This is a genomic window from Achromobacter sp. GD03932, from assembly GCF_029839485.1.
Taxonomy (GTDB): Bacteria; Pseudomonadota; Gammaproteobacteria; order Burkholderiales; family Burkholderiaceae_B; genus Achromobacter; species Achromobacter bronchisepticus_A.
The window spans coordinates 239,397-256,087 of the sequence record NZ_JAOCAT010000002.1 but is presented as its reverse complement, the minus strand read 5'-3'; the positions used below and the strand labels follow the sequence as shown (position 1 = coordinate 256,087).

16 protein-coding genes are annotated in these 16,691 nt (G+C 67.8%); 8 read left to right on the top strand and 8 right to left on the bottom strand.

Annotated elements, in window-relative coordinates:
* Nucleotides 1-40: 40 nt before the first annotated feature.
* The 4 genes from N5C88_RS02900 (at nucleotide 41) to N5C88_RS02885 (ending at nucleotide 3,081) form a co-directional block, all read left to right on the top strand.
* Complete coding sequence (locus tag N5C88_RS02900) at nucleotides 41-1,033, top strand: formylglycine-generating enzyme family protein (RefSeq protein WP_280014651.1); 993 nt, start codon at nucleotides 41-43, stop codon at nucleotides 1,031-1,033.
* Nucleotides 1,030-1,824 carry an AraC family transcriptional regulator gene (locus tag N5C88_RS02895; RefSeq protein ID WP_118932970.1) on the top strand — a complete coding sequence of 265 codons (795 nt, stop codon included), beginning with the start codon at nucleotides 1,030-1,032 and terminating at the stop codon, nucleotides 1,822-1,824. The genes N5C88_RS02900 and N5C88_RS02895 overlap by 4 nt, the downstream gene beginning before the upstream one ends.
* A gap of 97 nt (nucleotides 1,825-1,921) precedes the next feature.
* Entirely contained in the window at nucleotides 1,922-2,290 is a 369-nt protein-coding gene (locus tag N5C88_RS02890; RefSeq protein ID WP_280014650.1) for a cupin domain-containing protein, read from the top strand.
* A gap of 44 nt (nucleotides 2,291-2,334) precedes the next feature.
* The gene (locus N5C88_RS02885) at nucleotides 2,335-3,081 is read left to right on the top strand and encodes an SDR family oxidoreductase (RefSeq protein WP_059378814.1); all 747 of its coding nucleotides are present in this window, start codon (nucleotides 2,335-2,337) and stop codon (nucleotides 3,079-3,081) included.
* Nucleotides 3,082-3,097: 16 nt separating this feature from the next.
* Here the strand turns inward: N5C88_RS02885 and N5C88_RS02880 are convergent, their stop codons facing one another.
* Nucleotides 3,098-3,616 carry an MgtC/SapB family protein gene (locus N5C88_RS02880; RefSeq protein ID WP_118932967.1) on the bottom strand — a complete coding sequence of 173 codons (519 nt, stop codon included), beginning with the start codon at nucleotides 3,614-3,616 and terminating at the stop codon, nucleotides 3,098-3,100.
* A gap of 140 nt (nucleotides 3,617-3,756) precedes the next feature.
* Between N5C88_RS02880 and N5C88_RS02875 the strand changes: the two genes are divergently transcribed.
* Complete coding sequence (locus tag N5C88_RS02875; protein ID WP_280014649.1) at nucleotides 3,757-4,530, top strand: SDR family oxidoreductase; 774 nt, start codon at nucleotides 3,757-3,759, stop codon at nucleotides 4,528-4,530.
* Nucleotides 4,531-4,553: 23 nt separating this feature from the next.
* Here the strand turns inward: N5C88_RS02875 and N5C88_RS02870 are convergent, their stop codons facing one another.
* From N5C88_RS02870 to N5C88_RS02855, 4 genes are all read right to left on the bottom strand, one after another.
* The gene (locus tag N5C88_RS02870) at nucleotides 4,554-5,243 is read right to left on the bottom strand and encodes an HAD family phosphatase (protein ID WP_118932984.1); all 690 of its coding nucleotides are present in this window, start codon (nucleotides 5,241-5,243) and stop codon (nucleotides 4,554-4,556) included.
* 79 nt (nucleotides 5,244-5,322) lie between these two features.
* Nucleotides 5,323-6,258, bottom strand: a complete 936-nt coding sequence (locus N5C88_RS02865; RefSeq protein ID WP_280014648.1) for an alpha/beta hydrolase — start codon at nucleotides 6,256-6,258, stop codon at nucleotides 5,323-5,325.
* Between the two features lie 2 nt (nucleotides 6,259-6,260).
* Entirely contained in the window at nucleotides 6,261-7,133 is an 873-nt protein-coding gene (locus tag N5C88_RS02860; RefSeq protein WP_059378805.1) for an alpha/beta hydrolase, read from the bottom strand.
* Nucleotides 7,134-7,161: 28 nt separating this feature from the next.
* Nucleotides 7,162-8,217, bottom strand: coding sequence for a sugar phosphate isomerase/epimerase family protein (locus tag N5C88_RS02855; protein WP_251879453.1), 1,056 nt, complete (start codon nucleotides 8,215-8,217; stop codon nucleotides 7,162-7,164).
* A gap of 135 nt (nucleotides 8,218-8,352) precedes the next feature.
* Here N5C88_RS02855 and N5C88_RS02850 point away from each other — a divergent pair, with 135 nt between their 5' ends.
* The 3 genes from N5C88_RS02850 to N5C88_RS02840 all read left to right on the top strand — a co-directional run bounded on the left by N5C88_RS02850 (nucleotide 8,353) and on the right by N5C88_RS02840 (nucleotide 12,580).
* Complete coding sequence (locus N5C88_RS02850; RefSeq protein ID WP_118932964.1) at nucleotides 8,353-8,949, top strand: TetR/AcrR family transcriptional regulator; 597 nt, start codon at nucleotides 8,353-8,355, stop codon at nucleotides 8,947-8,949.
* 104 nt (nucleotides 8,950-9,053) lie between these two features.
* Nucleotides 9,054-11,687 carry an aconitate hydratase AcnA gene (gene acnA, locus N5C88_RS02845; protein WP_280014647.1) on the top strand — a complete coding sequence of 878 codons (2,634 nt, stop codon included), beginning with the start codon at nucleotides 9,054-9,056 and terminating at the stop codon, nucleotides 11,685-11,687.
* Entirely contained in the window at nucleotides 11,684-12,580 is an 897-nt protein-coding gene (locus tag N5C88_RS02840) for a GntR family transcriptional regulator (protein ID WP_118932963.1), read from the top strand. Before acnA ends, N5C88_RS02840 begins: the two co-directional genes overlap by 4 nt.
* Before the next feature lie 6 nt (nucleotides 12,581-12,586).
* Here N5C88_RS02840 and N5C88_RS02835 read toward each other — a convergent pair whose 3' ends face one another.
* The 3 genes from N5C88_RS02835 to N5C88_RS02825 all read right to left on the bottom strand — a co-directional run bounded on the left by N5C88_RS02835 (nucleotide 12,587) and on the right by N5C88_RS02825 (nucleotide 16,626).
* Complete coding sequence (locus N5C88_RS02835) at nucleotides 12,587-15,052, bottom strand: TonB-dependent receptor (protein ID WP_280014646.1); 2,466 nt, start codon at nucleotides 15,050-15,052, stop codon at nucleotides 12,587-12,589.
* Between the two features lie 96 nt (nucleotides 15,053-15,148).
* Nucleotides 15,149-16,138 carry a FecR family protein gene (locus tag N5C88_RS02830; RefSeq protein ID WP_280014645.1) on the bottom strand — a complete coding sequence of 330 codons (990 nt, stop codon included), beginning with the start codon at nucleotides 16,136-16,138 and terminating at the stop codon, nucleotides 15,149-15,151.
* Nucleotides 16,108-16,626: a sigma-70 family RNA polymerase sigma factor gene (locus tag N5C88_RS02825; protein ID WP_280014644.1), complete on the bottom strand. Its 519-nt coding sequence runs from the start codon at nucleotides 16,624-16,626 to the stop codon at nucleotides 16,108-16,110. Before N5C88_RS02825 ends, N5C88_RS02830 begins: the two co-directional genes overlap by 31 nt.
* Between the last annotated feature and the right edge of the window lie 65 nt (nucleotides 16,627-16,691).

Here is a 16,691-nt window from a genome sequence, read left to right as displayed (position 1 = left end):
TACTATTGCGCACCCCTCATGCTCCGCCTACCGGATTCCCATGCGCACACGCACCGCCCTGGCTTTGCTCTGCACCCTCGTATCGGCGCCTTGCTGGTCGGGCGAACCGCCCGCCCTGATCGAAAATTCACTGGGCATGACCTTTGTCCGCGTACCGGCCGGCAGCTTCCAGATGGGCAGCGACGAAGCGCCCGAGGCGCTGGCGCGCGACTATCCGCTGTATCCGCCGGACCGCTACGCCCAGCTGTCCGATGAAGCGCCGGTGCATACGGTGCGCATCACCCGCCCGTTCTACCTGGAACGCACGGAAGTCACCGTGGGCCAGTTCCGCCGCTTCGTCGAAGCTTCCGGGTACGTGCCGGAGTCGGAGGCCGACGGCACCGGCGGCTATGGCTACAACCCGCAGTACGACCCCGACAAGTCCGAGCGCGGCGACGCCTTCGAAGGCCGCGACCGCCGCTACTCCTGGCGCAATCCGGGCTTTGCCCAGGGCGACGACCATCCCGTCGTCAACATCAGCTGGAACGACGCCACGGCGCTGGCCCGCTGGCTGACCCAGACCGAGGGCAAGGTCTACCGCCTGCCCACCGAGGCCGAATGGGAATACGCCTGCCGCGCCGGCACGCGCACCCGCTACCAGAACGGCGACGATCCCGCCGCCATGCCCGACGTCGGCAACGGCTTCGACGCCGACGCCGCGCCGCTCTGGCCCAAATGGCAGGCGCACGCTTCCGCCCGCGCCGACGGCCACGCTTTCACCGCCCCGGTCGCCAGCTACGCGCCCAATGCCTTCGGCCTGTACGACATGCACGGCAACGCCTGGGAATGGGTCTCGGACTGGTACGGCGAGGACTACTACGCGCATTCGCCGGTGGACGACCCGCAAGGCCCCGCCAGCGGCAACGTGCGCGTGCGCCGCGGCGGCTCCTGGCATACCTGGGCGCTGTACACGCGCGCCTCCTACCGCAACTGGAACACGCAGGAAACGCGCTATCCTCTGGTGGGACTGAGGCTGCTGCGGGAGGCGGATTGAAGCAAGACTGGATACTGCGCGCAGCGCCCTCGGGCCAGCTGGAGCGCATCGAGGCCTACTTCGGCGGTCCCGGCTACGGCATGCACCGCCACGACACCTACGCCATCGGCCGCACGCTGTCGGGCGTACAGAGCTTCCACTACCGCCGCGGGCTGCGGCACAGCCTGCCCGGCGGCACCATCGTGCTGCATCCCGACGAAGTCCACGACGGACAGGCCGGCACCGAGGCCGGTTTCCATTACCGCATGATCTACGTCGAGCCTGCGCTTATCCAGCAGATCCTGGGCGGACGGCCGCTGCCGTTCATCCCCGGCGGCATCTCGGCCGATCCGCGGCTGTACGCCGCCAGCGCCAGCCTGCTGCAGGACACGCATGAGTCCATCGACCCGCTGCAGGAAGACGACGCGCTGTACGAGCTGAGCCATGCCCTGTGCGCCGCGGCCGGCGGCAAGCCCGCGCGCCGCAGCGTCGACTACGCCGCCGCCGAGCGCGCGCGCCAGTACATCCACGCCTCGCTCGAACAGTCCATCACCCTGGAACAGCTGTCAGCGGCCGCAGGCACGGACCGCTGGAGCCTGTCGCGCGACTTCCGCGCGCTGTTCGGCACCAGTCCCTACCGCTACGTAATGCTGCGCCGCCTGGACCAGGCCCGGCGCCTGATCGCCGCGGGCATGCCGCTGGCGCAAGCGGCCGCCGCGGCGGGCTTCACCGACCAGAGCCACCTGACGCGCCGCCACGCCCAGACCTACGGCATGGCGCCCGACCGCTGGCGCCGCATGCTGCGCCGCTGAGCCACTGGCCTGCGCGCAAGGCTGCACGATCGTACAAGACGGCGCCCGCCCGGCCTTCTATCCTTGGGTCTGCTCAACCCCGCCCGCAGGCCGTCCCATGCCCGATATCCTTCCCATCAATTTCGCCGAAAAACTGGCGCTGTTTTCCGAACACTGGATGCCCAAGGTCGTCGCCGAGATGAACGACTACCAGTTCAAGCTGGTGAAAATACAGGGTGAATTCGTGTGGCACAGCCACGGCGACACCGACGAGACCTTCATCGTCATCGAGGGCCGCTTGCGCATCGAACTGCGCGACGGCCACATCGACCTCGGCCCAGGCGAAATGGCCGTGGTCCCCAAGGGCGTGGAGCACAAGCCCTGTGCGCTCGAAGAAGTCCAAATGCTGCTGATCGAACCGCGCGGCGTGCGCAACACCGGCGACCAGGGCGGCGAGCGCAGCGCCCCCAACGACGTCTGGATCTGAGCCCGCCGCCATCTGCTAAGGTGTAAGCCCACCAGGAGCAAGCCATGTCCAAAATCATGCTCGTCACGGGCGGTGGCCGCGGCATCGGCGCCGCCGTCGCCAAGCTGGCCGCCCGCCGCGGCTACGCGGTAGGCGTCAACTACCATGCCAACGCCGACACCGCGCACGCGGTGGTCGCGGAAATCGTGCAGGGCGGCGGCCGCGCCGTTGCCCTGCAGGCCGATGTCTCGCAAGAGGACCAGGTGCTGCGCATGTACGGCGAACTGGATCGACAACTGGGCCGCATCGACGCGCTGGTCAACAACGCCGGCATCCTCGAACAGCAGATGCGCGTGGACCAGATGAGCGCCGAGCGCCTGCTGCGCGTGCTGTCCACCAATGTGATCGGCGCCTTCCTGTGCGCCCGCGAGGCGGTGCGCCGCATGTCGACGCGCCATGGCGGCCAGGGCGGCGCCATCGTCAACGTCTCGTCCGCGGCCGCCCGGCTGGGCTCGCCCAACGAATACGTGGACTACGCCGCCTCCAAGGGCGCCATGGACACGATGACCATCGGCCTGTCCAAGGAAGTCGCGCCGGAAGGCATCCGCGTCAACGGCGTGCGTCCCGGCACCATCTACACCGACATGCACGCCAGCGGCGGCGAACCCGGCCGCGTGGACCGCCTGAAGGGCGTGATTCCGCTGCGCCGCGGCGGCACCGTCGAAGAAGTGGCGGGCGCGGTGATGTGGCTGTTCTCGGACGAGGCCGGCTACACCAGCGGTTCGTTCATCGACGTGTCCGGCGGCAACTGAAACGCCTGCGCCGGATCTACTTGGCGTCCGTAGAGATGAGGCCGCGTTCCTTGCGGGCGGCGATGCGCGCCTCGACCCGCCGCAGCACCGCCAGCACGAAAAGGGCCATCAGCGTGCTGACCACGGCGGTGGCCTCGCGCCCCATGCCCGCCGCGGCGCCGATGGCCGCCGTCATCCAGATGCCGGCCGCGGTGGTCAACCCGCGGATCTCGCGCTCGCCGCTCAGTTTAATGATGGCGCCCGCGCCCAGGAAACCAATGCCGGCGATCACGCCCTGCAGCACGCGGCTCAGGTCGCCGACTTCCATGCCGCCCTGCAGCGGCACCAGCACGAAGATCGCCGCTCCCAGCGCCACCAGCATGTGGGTGCGCAAGCCCGCATCCTTGCCGCTGCGCTCGCGCTCGTAGCCCAGCAGGCCGCCCAGCAGCATCGCCATGCTCAGGCGCAGCACGATGCGGGTCGCCTCGCCCACATCGGGGATGTCGGCGAACTCGCTGCGCGCGGTGGACCAGATTTCCAGCCAGATTTCCGTCATCGCCGTCCCCCCCTTTTTTGATGGGAAATGGTCCGGCCAGCATAGCAGGCGCCGAGCCCCGCTGGCACTAGCGGGTGCGACTGGGGTACAAACTTCGAGGCGTCGCGCACGACTGCGCACGAAACCAACCGGAGGGTTATATGGATTTGCAGCTGGACGGTAAACGCGTGCTCATCACGGGCGCATCCAAGGGCATAGGCTTGGCCTGCGCGCTCGCCTTCGCCCGCGAGGGCGCCGATCCGATATTGGTGTCGCGCGACGGGGCGGCGCTGCGCGCGGCGGCCGAGGCCATACACGAACAAACCAGCAAGCAGCCCCGGACCATTGCGCTAGACCTCGCCCAACCCGGCGCGGTGCAACACCTGAGCCAGGAAGCGGGCGATATCGACATCCTGGTGAACAATGCCGGCGCGGTGCCCGGCGGGGCGCTGGACCAGGTGCAGGACGAACGCTGGCGCGCGGGGTGGGAACTGAAGGTCTACGGCTACATCGATCTGGCCCGGCACTACTACCCGCGCATGCGCGAAGCCGGCGCCGGCGTCATCGCCAACATCATCGGCATGGGCGGGGCGGCGCCGCGCGCCGACTACATCTGCGGCGCGGCGGCCAATGCCTCGCTGATCGGCTTCACCCGCGCCCTGGGCGGGGATGCGCCGCGCCATGGCGTGCGCGTCTTCGGCGTGAATCCCTCGCGTACCCGCACCGACCGCGTGCTGACGCTGGCCAAACAGCGCGCCCAGGCGCGCTGGGGCGACGAAAGCCGCTGGCAGGAAACGTTGTCGGACCTGCCTTTCGGACGCCTGATGGAACCCGGCGAAGTCGCCGACATGATCGTGTTCGGCGCTTCGCCGCGCGCGGGCTACCTGAGCGGCACGGTGATAGACCTGGACGGCGGCGAGCAATACGCGGGTTAAAGACCGTTCGGCGCGCCAGCCCCCTAGGCGGCCTGGCGCCACCCCGCCAACAACCCTGGCAGGGCGCCCATGTCGGTAAACACGTGGGCCACGCCCACGCCGCGCAAGGCCTCTGCGCCGCTATGGCCGTTGGCGTCCGGGCTATAGCCGAACACCGTGGCGCCGGCGGCCACCCCGGCCGTGGCGCCGGTCACCGTGTCTTCCACGATGGCGCAACGCCGGGGGTCCACGCCCAGCGCCTGCGCGGCCGCCAGGTACACGTCCGGATAAGGCTTGCTGCGCGGCATTTCATGGCCGCTGAAGACGCGCTCGCGAAAGCACTCCGCAATGCCGACCTTGGCGAGCTGCAGCTCCACCTTGCGCCGGTCCGCGCCCGAAGCCACGGCGATGCGGCCGCCCAAGGCCACATGCAGCGCCCGCACCGCGTCCGGCGCGCCGGGGATCTCGACCAGATCCCGATCCAGCGCGGCGTTGCGGCGCTGGCGGAATTGATCGAACCAGTCCGGCGTGATCGTGGCGCCCGTGCGCGACTCGATCAGCGGCAGCTCATCCCTGACGGCCTTGCCCGTGAAGATCTGCATGGTTTCCGCATGCGTGATGCCCCAGCCCAGTTCATTGAGCATTTCGGTCAGCACGCGGCTGGTGATGGGTTCGGAATCGACCAGGACGCCGTCGCAGTCGAACAGCACGGCATCGAAGGGGAAATCAGTCATTGCAGCAAGGTCGGGAATGTTCTGGAAGCCGGTAAGCATACTGCAAGCCTCCTGCACAACGCAGGAGGCTTGCGCGGCATCAGGCCCCGAAGGCCGACCGCAAAGCCTGCCCGGCCAGGTCGAATAGCCGCCGGGCCGCGGGGGTCAGGCCCAGCATGTGGATGCAGGCATGCACCATGCCTTCCAGCCTGTGGGCGCCGACCGGAACGCCGGCTTCGCGCAGGCGCCGCACATAAGCCTCGGCCTCGTCGCGCACGGGGTCGTATTCGCAGGCCAGCAGCGTCGCGGGCGGCAGGCCTGCCAGCGATTCCGCCCGCGCCGGCGAGGCGTACGGCGAGGCGCCGTCGCTCTCGTTGAGCAGATAGGTGAACCAGCAGTACCGCATGACCTCCTCGGTCAGGAAGAAGTTCTGCCCATAGGTCCTGTACGACTCGGTCGAAAACGAATAGTCGAGCACCGGGTACAGCAGCAACTGATGGGCGATGGCCGGACCGCCCCGGTCCCGCGCCATCAGCGCCACCGTGGCCGCAAGGTTGCCGCCCGCGCTGTCGCCCCCCACCGCGATGCGGGCGGCATCGATGCGCAGGCTTTCGGCGTTGTCGCACACCCATTGCACGCCGCGGTAGAAATCCTCGACCGGCACGGGGAACTTGTGCTCCGGCGCCAGGCGGTAATCCACCGAAAACACCTTGCATTGCGTGGCGTTGGCCAGCGCCCGGCAAGGATTGTCATAGAGTTCCAGCGAACACTGGAACCAGCCGCCGCCATGCGCGTACACCAGGGCAGGCAGACCGGTTTCGTGTTCCCTGCCGGCCGGCGTATAGGACCTGATCCGCAACGGCTGGCCTTGCCCGCAAACGGCCTGGTGCAACTCCGTTGCCCCTACTTCTTCGTCCGGGCCCTGCAGCTTGCGCAGACTGATTTCAGTCTCTGCCCGGATCTCTTCGAGCACCATGGGCCCCGACACCGCGGACAGACGGCTCAGATAGGCATTGATGCGAGGGTCGAGCGCCACCTTCAGCCCTCCCGCGACAGGAACGGGAGCAGGTGCTCCAGGAAGGCTTCGGGGCATTCCTCGGTGACGAAATGCCCGCAGTCGGCAATGATCGCCCCCTGCAGATTCCGGGCATTCTCGCGCATGGTGACGAGCGGCGCGTCGCGGGTCGCATGCTCGGCGCCGATGGCCAGCGTGGGCATTTCCAGCATGCGCTTGGCGCGCAGCGCGTTCTGCCTGATGGTCTCCGGAATGGCGCGGTAGTATGCGAATCCGCCGCGCAGTCCGCCGGGCGCCGCATAGGCGTCGATGTAGACCTCGGCCGCGACCCGGTCGCGGCGATGCGACCACTTGTCGAAGATGAAGGTCAGGTAGGCCTTTTCCCTGCCCGCGATCAGCGTCTCGGGCAGATCGTGCAACTGATTGAACATGAAGTGCCACAGGAAGATGTTCTCCTGCGGCGGCGCGAAGATCGTGGGCGCGGGCGCCAGGCCGGGTATGACGGCTTCCGTCAGCGCCAGCCGGCTCACCGCCGCCGGAAAATCGCTGGCCAGCGCGTAGGCCACCCACATGCCGATATCGTGGCCCACCACCTGGTAGCGCGCGTGGCCCAGCTGCGCCATCAACTGGTGCAGCGTGGCGGCGATGGCACCGGTGTCATAGCCCGATGCCGGACGGTCGGAATCGCCGGTGCCGGGCGGATCCACCGCGATCGCCTGGTAGCCGGCCTGCGCCAGCGCCGCCATGACGTGGCGCCACGTGTACCAGGTCTGGGGCCAGCCCGGAATCAGCAGCACGGGCGTGCCGGAGCCCGCCGTGGCGCAATGGATGCGGTGTCCGCCGACATGGACGTACTGGTGTGAAAAGGCGTCGAAGGAAAAGTTCTGGTGTGTCATGGATGATTTCCGATGCGGCGCGGGCCGTTCATGCGATGCCCAGCAGGGCGTTGATCTGTTGCTTGTCGATGGCCGCGCCAGCGAAGTCGTCAAAGACCTTGGAGGTAACCGGAATGATGTGGCGGTTGATGAACTCCACGCCCTCGCGCGCGCCGGTCTCCTGGTCCTTCAGGCAGCATTCCCATTCCAGCGTGGCCCAGCCCTGGTAGTCGTAATGCGCCAGCTTCGAGAAGATCGCCTTGAAGTCCACCTGCCCGTCTCCCAGCGAGCGGAAGCGCCCGGCCCGGTTGATCCAGGACTGGTATCCGCCATAGATGCCCTGCCGGCCAGTCGGATTGAACTCCGCGTCCTTCACATGGAACATGCGGATGTGGTCCTTGTAGATGTCCAGGTATTCCAGGTAATTCAGCTGTTGCAGCACGAAGTGGCTGGGGTCGAACAGAATGGCGCAACGCGCATGGCCGCCCACGCGCTCGCGGAACATCTCGAAGGAAATGCCATCGTGCAAGTCTTCGCTGGGATGAATCTCGAAGCACAGGTTCACGCCCTGCTCTTCGCACTCGTCCAGCACCGGCAGCCAGCGCTTGGCGAGTTCATCGAACGCCGCTTCGATCAGGCCTTCCGGACGCTGCGGAAACGGGAACAGATAGGGCCAGGCCAGTGAACCCGAGAACGTGCCCATATCGGTCAGGCCAAGCCTGCGCGATGCGCGCGCCGTATCCAGCAGGCCTTGCCGCGCCCACGCCGTCCTGGCTTGCGGATTGCCCCGCGCCTTAAGCGGCGCAAAGCTGTCGACCATGGCGTCGTAGGCCGGATGCACCGCCAGCGACTGGCCGTAGATATGGCTGGTCAGTTCGCTGATCACCAGGCCATGGGCGGCCAGCGTTCCCTTGATCTCGTCGCAATAGTCCTGGCTGACGGCCGCCGTCGCGCTGTCGAAAAAGCGCTGGTCCCAGGCGGGAATCTGCAAGGCCTTGAAGCCTACGCCCGCCGCCCATTCCGCGATGGCGGGCAGGCTGTTGAAGGGCGCGACGGCGTCGCTGAACTGGGCCAGGTGCAGGCTGGGTCCTTTGATCGTTTGCATGATTCTTAAACCTAATTGTTTGTCGAACGACAAAGAATAGACGATGCGAAGAATCGGCGCAAGCGCAGGCTACGCACGCCAGGCAGCGCACATGCGGCGTTACACTGCGCCTCAGTTCATTTCAACGAGACCGTCATGGCAGGCAGACCCAGAGAATTCGACCGCGACCTGGCGCTTCAGCAGGCAATGCTTGCGTTCTGGAAGCAGGGTTACGAAGGCACTTCGATGGCGGACCTGGTGGCCGCGACGGGACTGGCTTCCGCACGGCTCTATGCCGCTTTCGGCTCCAAGCAGGATCTGTTCCGCGAAGCGGTAGCGCGTTACGAAGCCGGCGACGGCGCCTTCGCCGAAAAAGCGTTGGAAGGCACGGAAAGCGTGCGCGAGGCCATCGCCAAGCTGCTGGCTGACGCAGTGGCCACCTATACCCGGCGCGGCCGTCCGCAAGGCTGCATGGTGGTGTCGGCCGCCACCAATTACGCCGCCGAAAACGAAGCGGTCATGGCGTGGCTCACCACCCATCGCAAGGCGCGCACGCAGTCCATCATCGACCGGCTCGAAGCCGCGCTGAAGGCGGGCGAACTCAAGCCCGGCACCGATGTGCAGGCCTTGGGCGACTACTACGCCGTCGTGCTGCACGGCCTGTCGGTGCAAGCCAGGGACGGCGTGGGCAAGGCCCGCCTGCTGGCCATGATTCCGCCGGCCCTGAGCGCGCTGGACTCCGTCATGCGCTAAACCCGTGGCCGCGGTATCCGGGCTACGTCGGGACGAATTACGGGCTATCCGCCCCCAATTTTCTTAAATTGCATTTTTACAATGTAATATGCAAAATGACGGCCATGCACATCCATGCCGTCACGCCTCGCCACGCCGTCTTCACCCTCAATGGCGTCCGCCATACCTGCCTGGACCTGCCCGGCACGTACGGCGCCCAATATTTCCGCCTGCCCGTGGTCCTGCGGCTGCTGCTGGAAAACGCGCTGCGCAATATGCAGGACGCGGAGCGCGACGCGGCCGCCGCGGCCCTGTTCCGCTGGCTGGAGCACGGCACCAGCGAAGCCGAGATCGCCTTCCAGCCCGGGCGCGTGCTGATGCACGACACCACCAGCACCCCGGCCCTGGTCGACATCGCCGCGATGCGCGACGCGCTGGCCGAGGCCGGCGTGGATCCTTCCGCGCTGAATCCCGTATTGCCCGTGGACGTGTCGGTGGACCATTCGCTGGCGGTGCAGTCCTATGCGCGCGCCGATGCCGCGGCCTTGAACCTGGACCTGGAGCTGCGCCGCAACGCCGAGCGCTACCGCTTCCTGCGCTGGGCCTCCAAGGCCCTGTCCAATGTGCGCATCCATCCGCCGGGCACCGGCATCATGCACACCATCAATCTGGAGCAACTCGCGACAGTGGTCTGCGAGCAGGAAAACGCCGACGGCATCGCCCTGCATCCGGACATGATGATAGGCACCGACAGCCACACGCCCATGGTCAACGGCATCGGCGTGCTGGGCTGGGGCGTGGGCGGCCTGGAGGCGCAGACAGTGATGTTCGGCATGCCCACGCTGCTGCGCATTCCCGACGTGATCGGCGTGCGCCTGACCGGCGCGCTGGGCGCGGGAGTCAGCGCGACCGACCTGGCCTTGACCGTGACGCAGCGCCTGCGCGAGATCCAGGTGTCCGGAGAGTTCGTGGAATTCTTCGGACCGGGCGTGGCCACGCTGCCGGCCGGCAGCCGCTGCGTGGTGGCCAACATGGCGCCCGAGTACGGCGCCACCACGGGCTACTTCCCCATCGACGGGCAGACGCTGGCCTATCTGCGCCAGACGGGCCGGCCCGAAACGCTGATCGCGCAGGTACAGGCCTATGCCGAGCGCACCGGCATCGCCTACGACCCCGCTGCCGAGCCGCGTTACACGCGCGTGGTCGACATCGCGCTGGACCGCGTGCAGGTGCATGTGGCCGGTCCGCGGCGGCCGCAGGACCTGCATCCCTACGGACACGCCAAGGCCATCCTGGCCGGGTTGGCGGGTGCCCCTGCGGTCCCTGCGCACGGCCTGCCCCGCTACGCCGTGGCGATCGCCGCCATCACCAGTTGCACCAATACCTCGGATCCACGGCTGCTTACCGCGGCCGGCCTGCTGGCCCGCAAGGCGCGCCAGGCCGGCCTGCGCGTGCCCGCCTGGGTGAAGACCTCGTTGGCTCCCGGCTCGCCCGCGGCGGCGGCGTATCTCGCGCGCGCCGGGCTATTGGAAGATCTGTCCGCCGTGGGCTTCGACATCGTGGGCTACGGCTGCACCACCTGCATCGGCAATTCCGGCCCCCTGCCCGAGTCCGTGCGCGCGGCCATGGCGGCGGGCGCGGTCCATCCCGTGGCGGTGCTGTCCGGCAACCGCAATTTCGCCGGCCGCATCCATCCAGACCTGGATCTGGGCTTTCTCATGTCGCCGGCGCTGGTCATCGCCTACGCGCTGGCGGGCGACGCCGAACGCGATCTGAGCTGCGAACCCGTGCAGGCCGCGCCCGACGGCCGCGCCGTCCATCTGCGCGAGCTCTGGCCTGACGACGCGGAGATAGACGCCGCGCTTGCCGCCGGCCAGCAGCCCGCCGATTACCGCCAGGCCTTCCGGATGGCCAGCGCCAACCCGGCATGGCATGCGCTGCAAGCGCCGGACTCGGCGCGCTTCCCCTGGGACCCCGCCTCCACCGCGCTGCGCCGTCCGCCTTTCGCCAGCACCGAAGCGGCCGGCCAGCTCGGCCGCTACACCGCGCATCCCCTGCTGGTGCTGGGCGACGACGTGACCACCGATCACCTGTCGCCCGCCAGCGCCATTCCGCCGGACAGCCTGATCGCCGACTTCCTGGTCGAACGCGGCGACGACCGCAACGACCTGAACGTCTTCGCATCGCGCCGCGGCAACTGGCAGGTGATGCTGCGCGCCGCCTTCTATAGCAAGAGCCTCGTCAATCTGCTCATACCCGAAGCGCCGGTAGGCCACACGCTGCATGCGCCCAGCGGCCGGGTGGAGCCGATCTGGGAGGCCGCCGGCCGCTACGCCCGGGCCGGCCAGCCCGTGGTCCTGGTGGCAGGCGAGCGCTATGGCACCGGCTCCTCGCGCGACTGGGCCGCCAAGGGGCAACGTCTGCTGGGCATCCGCTGCGTGCTGGCGGTCAGCTTCGAACGCATCCATCGCTCCAACCTGATCGGCATGGGCATCCTGCCCTTGCGCCTGCCCGCCGGCCTCACGCCGGCAACGCTGCGGATCCGGCCTGGCGACAGGATCGAGATCGATGCCCCGGCCGCGGCGCTGACGCCGCGCATGCCCGTGGCGGTCCGCATCCTGCGCGCCGGCGGCGCCGAAGAGACGCTGCAGGCCACGGCGGCGGTCGAGACCCGGCTGGAAGTCAGGCTGCTGCGCATGGGCGGCGTCATTCCCGCTATTCTCTCGGACACCATCCATTCCGCCGTCCGCAACGCATGAGCGCCCAATCCAATACCGCCGCGAAAATCCTGGCGCTGATCCAGGCAGACCGCCTGCCCGCGGGCGCGCACCTGACGGCGCAGAAGATTGCCGACCGGCTGCGCCTGTCGCGCTCGCCGGTCAACGACGCGCTGGGCATCCTGGAGCAACGCGGCGTCGTCTCGCGCAAACCCAACCGCGGCTATTTCCTGGAACGGGATCACGCCGCGCTGGCACACATGCAAGGGGACCTGGCGCCGCCCTCCGTTGACGACATCGTCACGCACAGCTACTTCAAGCTGGCCGACGAACTGCTGCGCGGCGAACTGCCCATGCAATGCAGCGAAGCGCTGCTGCGCGCGCGCTATGGCCTGACGGCGGCGCAGACCCAAGCCCTGTTGGGCCGCATCGCGCAGGAAGGCTGGGCAGAGCGGCGGCCCGGCTATGGCTGGGAATTCTCATCCATGATGACCACGCCCGACAGCCTGCTGCAGTCCTACCGTCTGCGGCTGGCGCTGGAGCCGGCCGCGCTGCTGGAGCCGGGCTTTCACATCGACAAGCAAGTGCTGGCGCGTTGCCGCGCCGCCGAAAAGCACCTGCTGGACGGCGGCATCGCCACCGACACCGCCGACCAGCTGCACGAACGCGGCGTGCGCTTCCATGAATCGCTGGTGGAGGCCTCGGGCAATCCCTTCTTCATCGACGCCATCAAGCGCGTGAACCGCGTGCGCCGGCTGCTCTCGTACCGCTCCATGCAGGACCGCAGCCGCTACCGCCAGCATTGCGACCAGCACCTGGCCATCCTGGAACTGCTGGAACACGAACGCAACGAAGAGGCCGCAGCCGAACTGGCGGAGCACCTGCGCAGCACGCTGGACAACCTGGCCCGCATCAGCGGGCTGCTGGCCTCCTAGCGCCGGTCAGAAGTCCATAGACGCGGACAGCATCAGCGTGCGCGGCACCCCTTGGGAAATCGTGCCGTACGAGGCCACGCCCGACCAGTAGGCCCGGTTGAACACGTTGACGACATTGGCGCGCAGCGTGAGGTCTTTACCATAGACCTTGGTGGCATAGCGCGCGCCCAGGTCGAACGTGGTCCACGACGGCACCGACTGGGTGTTGGCCTGATTGATGTATTCGCTGCCGGTGTGCATCACGCTGCCGGTCAGGGTCAGGCCCGCGACCCAAGGCGTATCCCATTCCGCGCCCAGGTTCACCGACACCTTGGGCACGCCCACGGGCCGATTGCCGACCACCGCCTTGCTCCCGGCGCGCGTCAGCTCCGCGTCCAGCAAGGTCACACCGCCCAGCAGGCGCAAGCCGCGCCACGGTTCACCGGCCAGGTTCAATTCCAGGCCGCGGTTGCGCTGCTCGCTGTCCGCGCCGTACACGCCGTTGGTCAGCTGGCCGCTGGGCTTGGTGATCTCGAAGGCGCTCAGGGTCAGCATGGCGCTGTCCAGGTCCACCTTCACGCCCACTTCCTTCTGCCTGGCCTTATAGGGCTTGAACACCTGGCCGGCGTTGGACGCGGTGGCAGGCGCCACGTCGCCCTTGCTCAGGCCTTCGATGTAATTGGCGTACAGCGACACATGGCTCCAGGGCTTGATGACAATGCCCGCCAGCGGCGTGGTCGCGCTTTCGTCGTAGCTGACGGTGCGCACGCCGGTCGTGGCGTTGAAATTGCGGGACTGGATGCGCTGCTGGCGCACGCCCAGGGTCAGCTGCGCGCGCTCGTCCAGGATGCTCAGCGTATCGGCCAACGCCAGGCCGGAAAGATCGGACGAGGAAATCTTGGGCACGTTGGCCGGCGCCGGGATGTACTGCTCCGGCCGCGTGATCGGATGATAGATGTTCGACGTGAGCGGCGTGCCCATTACGCTAGCCTGCGAGTTCCGGTCGCTGTACAGGCTGCCCATGAAGCTGATGGCATGGCGCACCGGACCTGTATCCAGCTTGGCGCGCAGGCCTGCGTTGTAGGTGCTGCGGTTGACCTCGAACCTGAAATTGTTCGGCGTGACCACCGTGTCGCCGGCCTCGTTGACGATGGTAGGCGTCTGGTCCGACAGACGCGACACGTTCGTGTCCGAGCCGCCCGCGTCGGCGAACACCGTCAGGCGGTCGCTGATGTCGTACTCGACCCGCAGCAGCGCCGATTGCCCGTCTGACTTCCACCAGCCCCAGGGCTGCGTGGCGTTGCGCCGCCCGTCCGCCGCATGCGGCACATCGATGCCCGCCGCCACCAGGAAAGGCCGCGTGGGCGCGTCGATCTTTTCATTCTGCGTCAGCAGGTCCAGCGAGGCGCGCAGCCGCTCGCCCTGGTAGTCCAGCGACAGCGCGCCGATGTCGGTGCGCGAATACAGATTGTCCAGCGGCGTATCGCCCTGCCGGTGCATGCCGTTGATGCGCACGCCCCATTCGCCGTCATTGCCGAAGCGGCGGCTCAGGTCCGCGCGCGCGCCGAATTGCGAGTCGCCCACGTAATCGGCGGACACGCGGCTCAGGTCCTGCGGCAGCGCCCGCTTGGGCACCATGTTGATCACGCCGCCCACGCCGCTATTGGGCGACATGCCGTACAGCAGCGCTGCCGGTCCTTTCAGCACTTCGACCCGCTCGATGTAGTCGGTGTAGACGTGATAGTTGGGCGCCACGCCATAGACCCCGTCAAAGGCGATCTCACCCAGGTTGCCTTCGCCGATAGGAAAGCCCCGGATGTAGAAAGAGTCGGTCACGCCGCCGATCTGCCCGGTAAAACGCACCGATGGCTCGACGTTCAACGCATCCGCCAGCGTCACCGACTGACGGTTCGCCAGCAGGTCCGATGTGTAGTTCGTGACATTGAATGGCACGTCCATCACGTCGCGGTTGCCCAGCAATCCCAGCCGTCCACCCCGGGCCACCTGGCCACCGTCGTACTCCGCCGGCAACGCGTAGGGCGCCGCTGCGCTAGCCGCTACGGTCACTGCCGGCAATACGGTCGCCGACGCATCCGATCCCGACGGCAGCTTGCGCAGGGAATAGGCTCCTCCGCCCTGCTCCGACAGGACGTAGCCCGATCCGGACAGCAAACGGACAAAGCCTTCCTGCACCGTGTAGGCGCCATCCAACCCGTTCGTGCGCAACCCCGACACCATGGCCGGATCGAACGACAGCGGCACGCCGGCAGCGGCGGCAAACTGAGCCAGCGCGTCGCCTAACGGACCGGCGGCGATCGCGTAGGGCTTGCGCGCAGCGGCGCTCACCGTATCGGCCGCCACCGCCTGTTGCGACGTCCCCGTGGCGGCCAACAGCGCCAAGCCCATGCCGGCTGCCCGTAGCATCGCCGCCAGCGGCGTCAGCACGGCTTTGCCGCGCACGGGGCGCGGCGAACGGGAGATTCGGGAAACCATGAAACCATCCTTCGTAAGGGTCTGGGCGGCGCGCGATTCGCGGCGATTCACCCGGTACACCGGACGAAGCGAAGAAAAGGTTCAGCCAGTTCGCGATTAATTTGTAACGCCGGCGCGCGGTACCACCGTCGTCCAGTACGGCGTGACCTTGCTCACCCTCACGGGCAGGGTCTTTTCCAGCAAGCGCAAGCTGGCATCGATATCGTTCAACGGAAACGCCCCGGACACGCGCAGCCCCGCCACTGCTGGATCGCAGCGCAGCATGCCGCGGCGATACCGGGCCAGTTCATCCACCAGGTCGGCCAGCCGCCAGTTGCGCGCGGCAAGCATGCCCTGCTCCCACGACGCCGCCGACGTCTCCACCGGGATCTGGGGTTGCACCTCGCGCCCGTTGAAGACGGTCTGCCGTCCGGCCGGCAGCACCGTGGCGCTGCCAGCCGCCGCCACGGGCCAGATCTCCACCGCGCCCTCGAAGACCGCCACGCGCACGGCATCGCCTTCGTCGCGCACCAGGAAGCGAGTGCCCAGCGCGCGGATCGCGCCTTGGGCGGTCTGGACGATGAAGGGACGGCGCAACTGCGGCGTATCGCTACCCGTGGTCAGCAGGATTTCGCCCGCCCGCAACCAGACCGTGCGCTGCTGTGCGGTGTAGTCGATGTCCACCGCGCTGGCGGTATTGAGCACCAGTTGCGTGCCATCGGCCAATTCCAGGCGGCGCTGCTCGCCGGTCGCGGTGCGCGCATCCGCGCTCCACTCGCGCCAGGGCAGCTCGCGCCAGCCCAGCCATGCCACGGGTCCCGCGATCAACAGGCCGGCCAGCGCGCGCGCGGCCTGGCGCCGACCCGGGCGATCCAGCCGGCGCAAGGTATCGCCAGCGATGCGCGGAGGCACCTGGCCGAATCCGCGCAGCATTTCTTCGGCGCGTTGCCATGCGGCGGCGTGCGCCGGGCTGCGGGCGCGCCAGCGGTCGAACGCCTCACGCTCGGACGGCGACAAGCTCTCGGATTGGAAACGCACCAGCCAGCCGGCCGCTTCCCTCAGGATCGCGGGGTCGATCACGCGTCGGCCTGGCTTGCGATCAGGCATGCGGTCAGCGCCGCCTGCATATGGCGCTTGACCGTGGACAGCGACACGTCCAGGCGTTGCGCGATGGCGTCATAGCCCATGCCGTCGAACTGCGACAGCAGGAAGATCTCGCGCGTTTTGGCGGATAGCGTCCGCAACGCCGTATCGATGGCGTGCAAGGTTTCCAGGATCAGCGCGCGCGCCTCCGGCGACGGCGCCTGCTGCTCGGGCAATTGCGCCACCGTGGCCAGATAGGCCTCTTCCAGCGTTCGCCGGCGCCAGTGGTCCACCACCAGGCCCTTCGCGATGTGCGTCAGCAACGCGCGCGGCTCCGCGCCCGCCTCCGTCCTGCGCCGCCCGGCCATCAGGCGTACGAAGGTGTCATGGGCCAGGTCCGCCGCGTCGAAGGAATTGCCCAGCTTCCTGCGCAACCAGACCGACAGCCAGCCGTGGTGGTCACGATAGAGTTGCGCGACGTTGTCGGCGGGAGGGGAGTCGGGCGGAGGCAAGGCGCACCTGGCAATAGAATCTAAATAGGAACCATTTATATTCTATCGTATCCTTGCCCCGCTCT